Raw genomic sequence first — 13,796 nt, 5'->3', positions numbered from 1 at the left:
CCGCCGCGGTGTTACCTCAGGCATGAGCCGCGCGTTGCGAATTTTCCTTGCTGCCGCCGTGTTGTTCGGCGGTACTGCCGCGCTGTCGGCCGCGCAGACCCCGTCGCTGACGCGCGGCACCGCCATCACCGATCCCGATCTGCTGCGCAAGCTCGACGACGGCGACGCTCTCACGCTCCAGCACCTGTTGGCGCCGGAGCGCAAAGCGAATGGTTCGCTGACGACCGACCGGCTGTTTTCAGAGCTGTTCCAGCTCAAGGACATTCCGCCGGCGATCGATGCGGAGTTCGACCGCTACATCACAGGGCAGAAGGCGGCCTATCCGAGCGCGAGCATCGGCGTCGGCGAGGGCTTTGACGTGCAGCTGTTCGATCGGGCCATGCTGAAATCGCGCGACACGCGCTTCGTGCTGGCCGGCATCGTCAACCGCATGGACCGCGCCTACGCCTCGGAGGAGTCCTGCGGCGAGATCCGCCTGATCTATCGGCTGGCGCGCTTCGACGGCACAACCGCGACGCGGCTGCCGATGACGCTCAATCTGGTGATGAAGGCGCGGGATGCGCGCCAGACGGACGCGAACGGCAAACCGATCAATTGCGCCGAACTCGCGCGGCGCTGGCTCGACGACGGCAACTGGCAGGAGCTGATCGGCAGTCGAGACGACGCCATGCTCGAACGCATCGAGACCAACATCCAGCTCTCGGTCGCGGCCAAGTCGGCGCTGCATGACTTCCGCTCCGACTATCTGCTCAAGGTGTTCAAGTACAATTCCGCCACGAAGGCCTTCGAGGAATCGACGCTGGAGAACCAGGTCGACCGCGACCGGATCATGGCGGACGAGGCGCTTCGGCGCGACTTCAAGGATTGGCTGCTCGCACCCGAGCATCTTCGCGAGTTCGATCGCGGCACCGTGCTGATCCCCGAGAAATTCCTGGCAAGGAGTGCGGTGGTGCCGACGCCGGCCGGCCTCGATGCTTCGGCGCTGCAGCCGGAATTCGGCATGATGCAGGCTGAGGGGGAGGGCAAAGCGGTCTTCACCGATAACGACGTGGTCGGTGCGTTGAAGCAGGCGGCCGCGCGCGGCGACATGCAGAACATCCGCTCGGTCGCGGGCTTCCAGCGCCGGCTCAACGACGTCACCTGTTCAGGCTGCCACCAGACTCGCGGCATCGGCGGCTTTCACTTTCCGGGCGTCGATTGGCTGGCGGACAGGCCGTCCAATGCGAGCATCGTACCGGCCTCGCCCCACTTTCTCGGCGACCAGCCCCGCCGCCGCGACATCCTGACCGCGTTCGCCGCAGGCAGACGCCCTGATTTCTCACGCGGATTTGCCAGCCGGCCGCAGACCCGCGGCAGCCGGGAGCTCGCCGGGAGCGAATATCAGGACGGCTGGGGCGCGCATTGTTCCCTGCAAGATGCGGGATCGGGAACGCGAGATGAGAGTTTTACGTCATGGAGCTGTGCTAACGGTCTCACCTGTCAGGCTGCCCCGGCCTCGCGCCGCATCGGCATGTGCTTCATCAAGACGCGTTGAGCCCGCAAAGCGATTTGGATGATTCATGACGAATACCGGCGACGCCAACAAGGAGCGCAATCGCGAGATTGCACGCAACGAGGAAGTCAAGCAGGTCACCGGCGGCGCCCGCGTCAGCATCTGGGCGATCGCGATGGCCGTTATCGTCGGTGGCATCCTGTTCACGCTCGGCTGGCTGTCGCTGCGGTAGCTGCGCTCTCTTTCGTCATGGCCGGGACAAGCCCGGCCATGACGGGGCTGGGGGTTCAGTGCTCGCACCCTCACGTCGCGTAGTTCGTCATCCGCTTGCCCGGCAGCAGCTCGTACGCCGGCTTCCAGCCGGGCAGTGCGGCCATGCGGCCGAGCCAGGCGTGGATGGCAGGATGGCTCGTGGCGAAATCGAAGCCGTGCTCGTCGCTCGGATAATGCAGATAGGCCATCATCGAGATGTCGGCGACGGTCGGCCTAGTGCCGATCGCGAAGGCGTTGTGCTGAAGATGCCCGTCCAGGATGCCGAGGAAGTCCTCGAGCCGGCGGCGAAAGTGTTTCAGCACTTGCGGATCGTTCTTCTCGGTGAAGGCCCGCATGAAGCGATAGGTCGCCATGTAGCCGGTGAGCTTGTGGTTGTCCCAGAACAGCCAGCGCAGCAGCTCGAACTTCTCTTCCTCCGTGTCGGCGCCGAAGCGGCCGTACTGCTCGGCGAGCTTCAAGAGGAGCGGCGCAGTCTGCGTCATCTTCAGCCCATCGACTTCGAGCACCGGGATTTCGCCCATCTCGTTGACGGCCTTGCGCCATTCTGCCGTGCGCGTGACGCGCCGCCGAAATCGGTCCAGACCGGCTCGAACCTCTCGCCGCAAAGCGTCAGCATCAGCGCCAGCTTGTAGCTGTTGCCGGATTCGGGGAAGTAGTGCAGGCGGTAACTGGGCATGGGACCTCGCGGCGTGGTTTTGGGCCGGTAGTTTATAGCGAGATCGCCCGGCATCGTCATTGCGAGCGTAGCGAAGCAATCCAGCAATGCAGCCGCGGAGATACTCTGGATTGCTTCGCTGCGCGCAATGACGGAGGTCGTGAAGACGGGCTGTCTCCCCGCTGTCGTCCCGGACGAGCGAAGCGAAGATCCGGGACCCATAGCCACAGGCCGTGGTTTGGCGAAGACTCGGAGTGACCAGTCGCGCCCACAACCACTCCCTGTGGTTATGGGTCCCGGGCTCGCGCTTTGCGCGCCTCGGGACGACGGCGGAGTGTGAGTGCGCTCCTAGCCCACCGCCCCCGACGACCTCAGCTGCTTGATCGCCGCTTCGTCGTATCCCGCCTCGCGCAAAATCTCGTCACTGTGCTCGCCGACAGCGGGCGGCTTGCGCGGCTGGACCTTCTTGGTGCCGTCGATCCAGATCGGGCTGGAGATGGTCAGCATGGTGTCGTTCTCGAACGGCACCAGCACCTCGTTGTCGAGCATCTGCTTGTCGTTGGGGATGTCGTCGAGAATGCCGACGATGCCGAACACGAGGCCGTTGCCGTCGAGAATCTTGCGCCATTCGGCAAGATCCCTGGTCGCGAAAGTCTCGTCGAAGATCTTGATCAACTCCACCGAACGGGCGTGACGGTCGGGTTTGGTGGCGAAGCGCGGATCGGTGATGAGGTCTTCGCGTCCCAGACATTTCGCCAGCGTCGGAAACTGCTTCTCCTCGCTCAGCAGCGACAGGATCAGCCAGCGGCCGTCCCTGCATTGATAGTGGTTGGCGACTGCGTTCAGCGCGCGCTCACGCGGACGCCGCTCGCCGAACTTGGCGCCGCAGAGTTTTGCCTGCGCCAGCACGCTCGCGGCCCACACCCCGTTCGCCATCAGATTGGAGGCGACGTGCGAGCCCTTGCCGGTCTTCTCGCGCTGATAGAGCGCGGTGACGATGGCGCCGTAGAACGCCATGGCGCAGGGGTGGTCGCCCATGCCGGCGACCGAGCGGGCCGGGGTGGTGTCGATGTCGGCACGGACCAGGTCCATCAGGCCCGAGCGCGCCCAATAGGCATTGCTGTCGAAGCCGGGCTTGTTGGCCTCTTCGCCCTTCTCGCCATAGCCGGTGAAGGAGGCGTAGATCAGCCGGTCGTTGAGATGGGCGAGGTGATCATGGGTGATGCCGAGCTTGGCGCGCACCGGCGGCGGCATGTTGGTGATGAAGACGTCGGCCTCTGCCACCAGCTTGTAGAGCACGGCCTGCGCCTCCGGCTTGGCAAGATCGAGCGCGATGCTCTTCTTGTTGCGGGCTTCCAGCAGCCAGGCGAAATTGTGCTCGCCGGTCGGATAGCCGGGCAAATTCGGCAGATTGCGGTAGGGATCCCCGGCGCCGGGCGGCTCGATCTTGATGACGTCGGCGCCGAAATCCGACAGCACGGTCGCCGCCGCGGGCGCTGCGATGAAGCTCGCGCAGTCCAGAACCTTCAGGCCTGAAAAGATGCCTTTTTCCATCGCGGCGTTGCTCCCTCGCTCTTGTCGTTTCCCGCGCGCTGGAATTGGTGCGGGCTGGTGATGGAGCAATTAGACTGATGTTTTGCCGGGATGCAACGGCATCAGGCGCAGGGCCTCACTCCTCCCCCGCAAGCAACGCCGCATTGCCGCCGGCTGCGGCCGTATTGATCGTCACGGTCTGCTCGGTCGCGAAGCGCGCGAGGTAGTGCGGGCCGCCGGCCTTGGGACCGGTTCCGGACAGGCCGTTGCCGCCGAACGGCTGCACGCCGACCACGGCGCCGATCATGTTGCGGTTGACGTAGATGTTGCCGACCTGCACGCGGTCGATGATGGCCTCGATGGTGTCGTCGATGCGGGAATGGACGCCGAGCGTGAGGCCGTAGCCGGTGCGCTCGATCGCCTGCAGCACGCGTTCGAGGTTTTCGGCACGGTAGCGCACGACGTGCAGGATCGGGCCGAACACCTCCTCGGTGAGCTGGCCGGCGTCGCCGAGCTCGAAGATATGCGGCGCGACGAAGCAGCCCTGCGGCGCCGTCCCGGCAAAGTGCAGTTTCGCCTCGGTCTTCATCCGCGCGATATGGGCGTCCAGCCGCTGCTTGGCCTCCATGTCGATCACCGGGCCGACATGGGTCGCGACGTCACGGGGATCGCCGATCTTCAACTCGCGTGCCGCGCCCGCGATCATCTCGATCATGCGGTCGGCGACGTCCTCCTGCACGAACAAGAGCCGCAGCGCCGAGCAGCGCTGGCCGGCGGAGCGGAACGCGGAGGTCACGACGTCGTCGGCGACCTGCTCGGGCAGCGCGGTGGCATCCGCGATCATGGCGTTGATGCCGCCGGTCTCCGCGATCAGCGGCACGATCGGCCCATCCTTGGCGGCGAGCGTCCGGTTGATGTTGCGGGCGACCTCGGTCGAGCCGGTGAAGACGACGCCCGCGATATCAGCGTGCGCGGTCAGGGCGGCACCGATACGGCCGTCGCCGACAACGAGATGCAGCGCATCTTTCGGGATGCCGGCCTCGTGCAGCAGGGCCACGGCCTCGCGCGCGATGCGCGGCGTCTGCTCGGCGGGCTTTGCCACCACGCTGTTGCCAGCCATCAGCGCCGCCGTGACCTGGCCGAGGAAAATCGCCAGCGGAAAATTCCACGGCGAGATCGCAACGAAGACGCCGCGGCCACGCATCGCGAGCGCGTTGCTTTCGCCGGTCGGGCCTGGCATTGCCGCATCAACGCCGAACAGCTTGCGGCCCTCTGCGGCATAATAGCGGCAGAAATCGGCGGCCTCGCGCAGCTCCGACAGCGAATCGTCGAGCGTCTTGCCGCCCTCGCTTTGCAGCAGCGCGATGAAGCGGGCGCTGCGGCTCTCCAGGAGATGCGCGGCCTGCTCCAGCGCCGCCGCGCGCGTGGCCGCAGGTGTCCGGCTCCAGGCCGCAAAGCCGACACGCGCGGCAGTCACTGCCGCATTGGCTTGATCCGGCGTGGCATCCGCAATCGGCTCGAGCTCGGTCGCTGCGGCTTTGACGTCAGCGAGCAAATGATCGAGCGCGACGCGTGCGCCGAACTCGACGCCGCGCGAATTGCGCCGCTCCGGCGCGTAGAGATCACCGGGCAACGGGATTTTGGGATGCGCCGCCGCTTGCGGCCGGACGATGGCGTCCGCCGGTCGCTGCAACAGCGCCGGCACCGGAACGCGATAATCGGCGGCCTGCGCCACGAACGACGAGTTGGCGCCGTTCTCCAGCAAGCGACGCACAAGATACGCCAGCAAATCGCGGTGGCTGCCGACCGGCGCATAGGTGCGGTAAGCGATATCAGGATGATCCTTGGCGAGCTGCTCGTAGAGCGCTTCGCCCATGCCGTGCAGGCGCTGGAATTCGAATCCGCCGCTCTTCCCGGCAAGCTCCAGCACGGTCGCGACGGTCAGCGCGTTGTGGGTGGCGAATTGCGGAAAGATGCGCGGCCGAAGACTCAAAAGCTTCGTCGCACAGGCGACGTAGTTCAGATCGGTCATCGCCTTGCGCGTGAACACGGGATAGCCGTCGAGCCCGCGTTCCTGCGCGCGCTTGATCTCGGTGTCCCAATAGGCCCCCTTGACCAGCCGCACCATCAGCCTGCGGTCATGCGCGCGGGCGAGCGCGTCGACGTAATCGATCACCGCGCTGGCGCGCTTCTGATAGGCCTGGATCGCGAGGCCAAATCCGTCCCAGCCTCTCAGCGAGGGATCGGCGAGCGTTGCGGCGATCATTTCGAGCGACAGCTCGAGCCTGTCTGCCTCCTCGGCATCGACGGTGAAGTTGAGGTTATGCGCTTTGGCGCGCCGCGCGAGGTCGAGCAGCAGCGGCACCAGCTCGGCCATCACGCGGTCGCGGCTGATCGCCTCGAAGCGCGGATGCAGCGCCGAGAGCTTGACCGAGATGCCGGGCCGGTCGGGCAGGGGATTGCTGCCCGCAGACTTGCCGATCGTCTCGATCGCACTCGCATAGGCATCGAAATAACGCCTGGCATCGGCGGCCGTGCGCGCGCCTTCGCCGAGCATGTCGAAGGAATAGCGCGGCTTCTGGCCGGAGCGCGGCCGGCCCCGTTCCAGCGCCTGCTCGATGGTCTCGCCCAGCACGAAATGACTGCCCATCAGCCGCATCGCCTGGCGCGTCGCGGTGCGCACCGCAGGTGCGCCCAGCCGCTTCACCAGACGGCCGATGGTGCCGTCGGGCGTCTCGCCGGGCTGGATCACCCGCGCCGACAGGCCGAGCGCCCAGGCCGAGGCGTTGACCAGGAAGGCCGTGGACTTGGTCTCGTGGTGGATGAAGTCGCCCTCGCCGAGCTTGTCCTCGATGAACTGGTCGGCGGTGCGCGCGTCCGGCACGCGCAGCAGGGCCTCGGCCAGCACCATCAGCGCCAGCCCCTCCTTGGTCGAGAGCGCGAACTCCCGCAGCATGTCCTCGACCCCGCCAAGACTACCTGCAAGACGGTCGTCGCGCTTGCGGATCGCCTCGATCAGCCGGGTCGCGGTGCGGTCGATCCGGGCCTCCTGCGGCGCGGACAGATGCGATGCCGGCAACAGGCGCGCGGCGATCTCGGCATCATCGGGCGCGTAGGGGGCGGTGAAGGGCGGCGGGATGTTCGGCATGGCGTGTCCTGTGGCTAGATCCAGGATAAGGCCCGCGTGACCGTAGTTCGATAGACAATCTAGCCAATTTGCCTTAGAAAATGAAGACAAGAAGCAACTTGGCCTGATTAAACATGGAACTCGATCGAATCGACCGGAAGATCCTCTCGATTTTGCAGGAGGATGGGCGCATCGCCAATGTCGAACTCGCCGAGCGCATCGGGTTGTCGCCAACCTCGATCGGCGAGCGGCTGAAGCGCTTGCAGCGGGAGGGCTTTGTCGAAGGCTATGGCGCGCGGCTCAACCCGCACCGGCTCGGCCTCGGTCTGTTGGTGTTCGTCGAGGTGCTGCTCGACAAGACCACGCCGGACAATTTCGAACGTTTTGCGCGCGCGGTGAAACTCGCGCCTGAAGTTCTGGAGTGTCACATGGTTGCCGGCGGCTTCGACTATCTTGTGAAGGCGCGGCTCGCGGACATGGCGGCGTATCGACGCTTCCTCGGCGAGACCCTGCTGTCGATGCCGGGCGTGCGCGAGACGCGGACCTATGCGGTGATGGAGGAGATCAAGCGCGACGCACCGTTACCGGTGGGCTGACGAAGTGCCGTCGCGATTGTCATTGCTGAGGCGTTGAACGGGCGGTCCTCGCGGGAAAATAGCTCTCCGTGTGCAGTCGCAACGCCTGTCGTCGAATGCACTGGCCGTCTTCTAAAATTTTCTTGGCCCGGCCCCCGGATCGATCCGGGAGGCAGCAAAAGCTGGCGGGCTTATACTTTGAGGTTCTCTGCGGAGGTCTTGCCCCGGTTTGCGATCTCTTCGTATTCCACCGTCTGTCCTTCGTTCAGGGACGACAGACCGGCTTTCTGCACTGCCGAGATATGCACGAACACATCCTTGCCGCCCGACGCAGGCTGGATAAATCCATAACCCTTCGTCGGGTTGAACCACTTGACCGTACCTTTAGCCATCACGACTTCTCCGCGGGTCTTCCTCCGAGATCTCGAACCGCCAGTCCCCGCCAACCGGCCGGTTCGGTCCTAACAGGATACGCGGAATGTGGCCGGCTTGGTAGCTCAAACCACATCGGCCTTTCGCCGAATTCCGCTCAACTTCGCGGCGTTTTTGCCGGTTTTGCCCGTTTCGCGGTCAAATGGCCGGCGTGCTGCGCGCTGTCTGTCAATACGTCGCCGCCAGATAATCGACGATCTTGCCGACATCCGCATCGTCGATCGGTGCGCCATAGACCTTGATCATCTTGGTCACCTCGGCCTGCCAGAAGCCCTTCTTGTCCTTCATCGGCGGCTGCGTCTTGACGTAGTCGGCCGAGTGGCAGGCGCTGCAATTGGCCTGGACGATTTCGAGATTGGGCCCCGCCTTGAAGGCGGCGACCTCGTCCGGAAGCTGGTAGTTGACGGGCGCCGCGGTCACGGCCGTCAGGCCGGTGGCGAGGGCGAGCGTGACGGCGAGGAGAATGGTGCGCTGCATGGTCATTCTCCTTTCAGGCCACGGTGACGCGGACGGTTTCGACGACGTTGCGCAAGTATCCCGCCGGGTTCCAGCGCGGCGCGTCCGGCTGCGTCTCGCCGCCATTGCCGGTGGCGCGCACCTTGAGCTCAACGCTTCCCGCCGCAAGCTTCACCGGCAGCTTCCATTCGCGGAACGAATATTTGCCGAGATCCTTGCCGAGCTTGGCGCTCACCCAGGTCTTGCCGCCGTCGGTGGAGACCTGGACCTCCTTGATGCCCTTGCCGCCGTCGAAGGCGATGCCGCGCAGGGTCACAGCTCCCGCCTTCAGCTTGGCGCCATCGGGGATGCTGGTGATGAAGGAGCGGATGGTGAAACGGTTGATCGGGATCGTCGCCTTCGGTGCGGTGCCGGGCTCGATCGCGTTATCAGGCGTATCGGGAATGCGATAGGCGGACTTCATCCAGAAGCCGTCATAGACGTTGTCGATGACGGTAATCTCGTTGAGATGCTTGACCCAGTAGGTGCCGTAATAGCCGGGCACGATCAGGCGCAGCGGAAAGCCGTTGAGGAACGGCAAATCCTCGCCGTTCATGCCATAGGCCAGCATCACCTCGCCGTCACTGGCGTGAGCGATGTCGAGTGCCTTGACGAAGTCAGGCGTCTTGTCGCTGACCGGCCCGTCCATGCCGTTGAAGGTGACCTGCCTGGCGCCGCTCTGCACGCCGGCCATCTCCAGCACCGCCTTCAACGGCACGCCGCGCCAGCGCGCATTGCCCATGGCGCCGTTGGCGAGCTGGCCGCCGGCGACGCGCGGCTCGAAGAAGCCGCGGCTGTTGCCGGAGCACTGGTTGACGGCGACGATCTCGGTCGCCTTCATCTTCCTGATGTCCTTCAGTGAAAGTTTCAGCGGCTTGTCGACCTTGCCCTTGACCTCCAGCGTGAACTTGTCGGGGTCGAGATTGTAGGGCAGGTCCGAGAGGTGATAGCGGACGAAGAACGCATTGTTCGGCGTGATCGGGCCGTCGTTGAAGATCGCGAACGGCGTCTCGAGCTGCGGCGGCCGGCTGGTCAGGCCGATCATCGGCCGCTTCTGCGGGTATTTCACCAGCGGCCGTTCGCCATTGGCGAAGGGCAGGGTCACGGTGTCGAGTGCCAACGCCCTGGTGGCATTCAGTGTGGCCGCCATGGCGGCAAGCCCCGCTCCTTTGAGCAGGTCGCGGCGATCGAACATCTGGTCCCCTCCCGGAGCTTTTCGTTGGCCCGCGGTCATCACCGCGAGCCGCGCTCATCTGTCGCAACGATTTGAACGAAGTCAATTCGTGCTTTCGCAGCAGGCCCATGCCGCTGCGTTGCAGCAGGCCGGTGTTACGGAGACATGCATGTGGCCAAGTTCTCACCGCGGCGGCGGTGTGCTCCCTCGCCCCGCTTGCGGGGAGAGGGTTGGGGTGAGGGGGAGTCTCCGCGAGGGAGGAAGCAGTTGGACTCGCGGAGAGTCCCCCTCACCCGCCGCGCTGCGCGCGTTGGCCTCTCCCCGCAGGCGGGGAGAGGCGAACATCAGGCCGCGACGCGCTCGCTTCGATCGACCAGCGCCGTCAGCCCCCGCGCATCGGCCACCACGCGGACCGCCATCGGCTCGTCGCGGCCGCGGATCGCGACCTCCTGTTGCGGCAGCGTATCGTCGGCGAGGCCCGCGGTGCCGCGGATTTCGTCCGAGACGATCGCCTCGCAGGCCAGCGTCTTGGTCATGTCCTGCAGGCGGGCGGCAACGTTGACGGCATCGCCCAGCGCCGTGAAGACGATGTGATCGCGATAGCCGATGTCGCCGATGATGACCTCGCCGCCGTGAATGCCGATGCCGAAGCGGATCGGCTGGCGAAGATCGTGGCTCAGCAGCTCGTTCAGTTCGTCGATATGGGTGGCGATGCCGCTGGCAGCCTTCAGCGCCTGCCGGCAGGCGGTTTGCGGATCGGCCGTGAGTCCGAACAGCGCCAGCATGCCGTCGCCGACGAACTGGTTCGGCTGGCCGCCATTCTCGATCACGGCCTGCGACACCGCGCCGAGGAAGCGGTTGACGATGAAGACGGTATCGAACGGCAGCCGCTTCTCGGCGAGCTGGGTCGAGCCGCGCATGTCCACGAACAGGCTGACGAGATAGCGCTCCTGGCCGATCCTCGCCGGCGCCGAGGCCTGCGCGTTGGCCGACGACGTTTGCGGGGTGAAGAGCTGGAAGAAGGACAGATCCGACGTCGGCCGCAGCTGGCAGGCCAGCCTGATCGAAGGGTCGTTGGTGCCGACGCGGGTGAGCACGAAGGCCTCGCGCTGCGACGGCTCGGGCAGGACGCCATGATCGCCGATGACGCGGATGCGGCAGGTCGAGCAGCGGGCGCGGCCGCCGCAGACGCTGGCATGCGGCAGATTATGGCGCAGGCTCGCTTCCAGCACGGAGAGACCCTTGGGAACCCGCACCGTCTTGCCGTTGCCGTAGGACAACGCGATCATGCCGCCGCGCCGCTCGCGCCAGGCCCGCACGCCGCGTGCCGCCAGCGCCAGGCCCAGCAGCCCAAAATAGGTGACGGTGAAGGCGCCGGTGATGCGATCGAGCGTGTTGCCTTCCGCGACCGTGCCGACCTGGCGTCGCGTGAGATTGTGCGTGCGCCATTCCCCGTCATCGGCCTCGATCGCGACGCTGCGGCCGCCCTGGTAGATGCCGAGCAGCGACAATGTCGGGACCAGCACCGCGGCGGCAAGCAGATAGGGCGCGGCGCGCGTGAAGAACGGCTTGAGGCGGAGCCAGAAATAGATCCCGATGCAGCCGTGCACCCAGGCAATGAGAAGCAGGATCGTCATCTGCCAGAGCCGTCCCGGCGCTGCGACGAAGAACAGATAGAGCTCCTGCGGATAGAGCTTCTGGTGATCGTACAGCGTGTAGCCGAGCCGCACCCCGACCACGTGCCCCATGATCAGCGCGGGGATGCTGAGGCCCAGCACGAGCTGAAGCGGCTCGATCGTCCGCCAGCGGAACTGCCGGCGCTGATACAGCGCATAGATGCCGAGCCCCATATGCGTGAGCGCGGCGGTGTAGAACACGATCGAGACGGGGAGGAACTGCCAGAAGACGGTGTGGTAGTAGACTCCGGCCTCCATAGCCTCGACCGAAATATTGCCGAGCGCATGGTTGAGGAAATGGCTGATCACATAACAGAACAGGATCACGCCGCAGACGAGCCGCACCTGCCGCACGCTGGTCCCGCGGACGAGTTCGGAGATGGATGCAGCAGCGGTGGCCATGATTCGGTTGTATCAGTTCATGAAGGAGAACAGCCAGCGTAGCGGTTAATTCCCGATGTGGACAGGTTCGGGGATCACATGCCCGGGAAGGCGCCTCACACTCCGCCGTCGTCCCGGACAAGCGCGCCCTAAGCGCGCGCCGATCCGGGACCCATAGCCACAGGGTCGGGTTTGGCGAAGACTCGTGGTTACCAGCTCGTGCCATAACCCCTCCCTGTGGTTATGGGTCCCGGGTCTGCGCTTCGCTTGCCCGGGACGACACCTATGTCTGGACAGCCGACATTGACTCCCCCTCCCAGGTTGGCGAAAAGCGCGGCCGTGACGACATCCCCTGATATCACCGTGTTTCCCCGTGGCGCCGCGCGCCGGCCCCTCGTCATCGCCGTGCTCGTCATCGCCGCGATGACGCTGCTGCGCATCGTCTACGCCGGCGCGATCGAGCTGCGCACCGACGAGGCCTATTACTGGACCTGGTCGAAGGAGGGCGCGCTCAGCTTCCTCGATCACCCTCCGGGCATCGCCTGGCTGATCCGTTTCGGAACCGCGATCTTCGGCGACACCACGCTCGGGGTCCGTTTCGGCGGCATCGTCGCGATGCTGGCGACGCAGCTCCTGCTTGCCGACGTCGTCCGCCGCCTCACCCATGATGTGCGCGCCGTATTGTTCGCGGTGCTGATGCCGGAAGCCGCGCTCTATTACGGCCTGCTGATGGCCAAGGTCGCGCCCGATGTCGCCATGATCCCGTTTGCGGTGGCAATGATGTGGTCGCTGGTGCGGCTCGCGCAAAGCGGCGACGGACGCTGGTGGCTTGCGGCCGGTCTGTTCGCCGGCCTCTCGATGCTGTCGAAATTCACCGCCATCATGTTCGCGCCGGCGGTTGCCGCCTTTCTGCTGGTGCCGGATTGGCGTTGGCGCTGGCTGCGCAGTCCTTACCCTTATCTCGCGGTGCTGGTCGCAATAGCCGTGTTCTCGCCGGTGCTGGTCTGGAATGCGCAGCACGATTGGGCCTCGTTTCGTTTCCAGGGCGTACGCGCCACCGCCAGTTACGGCATCTCGCTGCGGACCATCGGTGACTTTATCGGCCTGCAGTTCGGCCTGGTCGGCTTCGTCATGCTGCCGGTGGTGCTGACCGGGCTGGTGCTGACGGCATGGCGCGGCTATCGCGCGCGCGAGCCCGTTGGAATTCTCTTGTCGACGGCGGTGCTGGTGCCGTTTCTGTATTTCCTCGCGAAGTCGACCACGCTTCGGGTCGGCGACACCTGGCCGATGTTCATGTGGCCGGTCGGTTTCGCCGCGGCCGCCGTGAACCTCGCGGCGATGGCGAAGGAGGATTGGTCGGCCCGTATGCTGAGATCGTCGGTGTTCTGGGCCAAGACAGCCGTCGGCTCGGGCATCGCCTTCGTCGTCATCGTGTTCCTCTATTACGTCGCAGCGCCCTGGAATCTCCTCGGCAAGATCGATCCGATCGGCGCCGAGGCCGGCTATGAGCAGGTCGCCGCGCGGGCGCAGGCCGCGCTCGACGAGACCGGCGCGACCTGGATCGCCACCACGGACTATCGCACCTACGCGATGATGCGCTGGCTGTTCAGGGGCCGCGTGCCCGTCATCGAGATCAACGAGCGCGGCCGCTTCCAGGATTTCCGCGATCCCGGCCTGGACCGGATCAAGGGCCATGCCGGCATCTATGTCGGCCGCGAGCCGGACGATCGTTCCTCGCTATGGGAGAACATCCCAGCCAAGCGCGAGCAGCTCGGCGAAGTCGAGCGCCGCTGGCGCGGTGTTCTCGCGGACACCTATGTGATCGAAAAGCTCACCGGCTGGACCCCCGAGCTGTCGCCGTCGAAGGATTCGCCGCTGTTTTGGTGGAAGGTGCTGGCTTTCCTCTCCCTCTCCCCGCTTGCGGGGAGAGGGTTGGGGTGAGGGGGACTCTCCGCGGGGGAGGTGACAGTTGAACTCGCGGAT

At 65.4% G+C, this 13,796-nt stretch carries 10 protein-coding genes and 1 pseudogene; 4 read left to right on the top strand and 7 right to left on the bottom strand.

Annotated features, from left to right (window positions below; genetic code table 11):
- Window positions 1–22 precede the first annotated feature (22 nt).
- Together XI04_RS31465 and XI04_RS31460 are read left to right on the top strand one after the other, a co-directional pair.
- Window positions 23–1,534: a hypothetical protein gene (locus XI04_RS31465; RefSeq protein WP_271609519.1), complete on the top strand. Its 1,512-nt coding sequence runs from the start codon at window positions 23–25 to the stop codon at window positions 1,532–1,534.
- Window positions 1,535–1,559: 25 nt separating this feature from the next.
- The gene (locus XI04_RS31460) at window positions 1,560–1,724 is read left to right on the top strand and encodes a hypothetical protein (protein ID WP_162832258.1); all 165 of its coding nucleotides are present in this window, start codon (window positions 1,560–1,562) and stop codon (window positions 1,722–1,724) included.
- 70 nt (window positions 1,725–1,794) lie between these two features.
- Here XI04_RS31460 and XI04_RS31455 read toward each other — a convergent pair.
- The 3 genes and pseudogenes from XI04_RS31455 to putA all read right to left on the bottom strand — a co-directional run bounded on the left by XI04_RS31455 (window position 1,795) and on the right by putA (window position 7,101).
- Window positions 1,795–2,441: pseudogene (locus tag XI04_RS31455) on the bottom strand (glutathione S-transferase family protein).
- A gap of 327 nt (window positions 2,442–2,768) precedes the next feature.
- Window positions 2,769–3,974 carry a CaiB/BaiF CoA transferase family protein gene (locus XI04_RS31450; RefSeq protein ID WP_028140413.1) on the bottom strand — a complete coding sequence of 402 codons (1,206 nt, stop codon included), beginning with the start codon at window positions 3,972–3,974 and terminating at the stop codon, window positions 2,769–2,771.
- A gap of 115 nt (window positions 3,975–4,089) precedes the next feature.
- The gene (putA, locus tag XI04_RS31445; RefSeq protein WP_028140412.1) at window positions 4,090–7,101 is read right to left on the bottom strand and encodes a bifunctional proline dehydrogenase/L-glutamate gamma-semialdehyde dehydrogenase PutA; all 3,012 of its coding nucleotides are present in this window, start codon (window positions 7,099–7,101) and stop codon (window positions 4,090–4,092) included.
- Between the two features lie 113 nt (window positions 7,102–7,214).
- Here putA and XI04_RS31440 point away from each other — a divergent pair, with 113 nt between their 5' ends.
- Window positions 7,215–7,676, top strand: coding sequence for an Lrp/AsnC ligand binding domain-containing protein (locus XI04_RS31440; protein WP_018317238.1), 462 nt, complete (start codon window positions 7,215–7,217; stop codon window positions 7,674–7,676).
- Between the two features lie 170 nt (window positions 7,677–7,846).
- Here the strand turns inward: XI04_RS31440 and XI04_RS31435 are convergent, their stop codons facing one another.
- From XI04_RS31435 to XI04_RS31420, 4 genes are all read right to left on the bottom strand, one after another.
- Window positions 7,847–8,047 (bottom strand): cold-shock protein, encoded by a 201-nt coding sequence (locus XI04_RS31435; protein WP_008134691.1) that lies wholly within the window; start codon window positions 8,045–8,047, stop codon window positions 7,847–7,849.
- A 208-nt stretch (window positions 8,048–8,255) separates the two neighbouring features.
- A complete protein-coding gene (gene sorB / locus XI04_RS31430; protein WP_049801858.1) occupies window positions 8,256–8,564 on the bottom strand; it encodes a SorB family sulfite dehydrogenase c-type cytochrome subunit in 309 nt (102 codons plus the stop codon).
- 13 nt (window positions 8,565–8,577) lie between these two features.
- Window positions 8,578–9,777 carry a SorA family sulfite dehydrogenase catalytic subunit gene (gene sorA / locus XI04_RS31425; protein WP_095426730.1) on the bottom strand — a complete coding sequence of 400 codons (1,200 nt, stop codon included), beginning with the start codon at window positions 9,775–9,777 and terminating at the stop codon, window positions 8,578–8,580.
- Window positions 9,778–10,100: 323 nt separating this feature from the next.
- On the bottom strand, window positions 10,101–11,834 hold the full coding sequence (locus XI04_RS31420; RefSeq protein ID WP_028140409.1) for an adenylate/guanylate cyclase domain-containing protein: 1,734 nt from the start codon (window positions 11,832–11,834) through the stop codon (window positions 10,101–10,103).
- Between the two features lie 264 nt (window positions 11,835–12,098).
- On the opposite strand from XI04_RS31420, the gene XI04_RS31415 reads away from it, so the two are divergent.
- Complete coding sequence (locus XI04_RS31415) at window positions 12,099–13,754, top strand: glycosyltransferase family 39 protein (protein WP_049801854.1); 1,656 nt, start codon at window positions 12,099–12,101, stop codon at window positions 13,752–13,754.
- Window positions 13,755–13,796: the final 42 nt, after the last annotated feature.

Origin of the sequence: Bradyrhizobium sp. CCBAU 11430 (genome assembly GCF_028128855.1) — a bacterium.
Classification (GTDB): domain Bacteria; phylum Pseudomonadota; class Alphaproteobacteria; order Rhizobiales; family Xanthobacteraceae; genus Bradyrhizobium; species Bradyrhizobium ottawaense.
Note: the sequence above shows the minus strand (reverse complement) of the source record. Positions and strands in the feature narration are given on the sequence as shown.

Bases quoted from the DNA above. Each gene is read 5' to 3' on its own strand.
- XI04_RS31460 (WP_162832258.1), top strand. From the start codon at position 1,560: ATGACGAATACCGGCGACGCCAACAAGGAGCGCAATCGCGAGATTGCA.
- XI04_RS31420 (WP_028140409.1), bottom strand. From the start codon at position 11,834: ATGGCCACCGCTGCTGCATCCATCTCCGAACTCGTCCGCGGGACCAGC.
- XI04_RS31435 (WP_008134691.1), bottom strand. From the start codon at position 8,047: ATGGCTAAAGGTACGGTCAAGTGGTTCAACCCGACGAAGGGTTATGGA.
- XI04_RS31450 (WP_028140413.1), bottom strand. From the start codon at position 3,974: ATGGAAAAAGGCATCTTTTCAGGCCTGAAGGTTCTGGACTGCGCGAGC.
- sorA (WP_095426730.1), bottom strand. From the start codon at position 9,777: ATGTTCGATCGCCGCGACCTGCTCAAAGGAGCGGGGCTTGCCGCCATG.
- XI04_RS31415 (WP_049801854.1), top strand. From the start codon at position 12,099: ATGTCTGGACAGCCGACATTGACTCCCCCTCCCAGGTTGGCGAAAAGC.
- sorB (WP_049801858.1), bottom strand. From the start codon at position 8,564: ATGCAGCGCACCATTCTCCTCGCCGTCACGCTCGCCCTCGCCACCGGC.
- putA (WP_028140412.1), bottom strand. From the start codon at position 7,101: ATGCCGAACATCCCGCCGCCCTTCACCGCCCCCTACGCGCCCGATGAT.
- XI04_RS31440 (WP_018317238.1), top strand. From the start codon at position 7,215: ATGGAACTCGATCGAATCGACCGGAAGATCCTCTCGATTTTGCAGGAG.
- XI04_RS31465 (WP_271609519.1), top strand. From the start codon at position 23: ATGAGCCGCGCGTTGCGAATTTTCCTTGCTGCCGCCGTGTTGTTCGGC.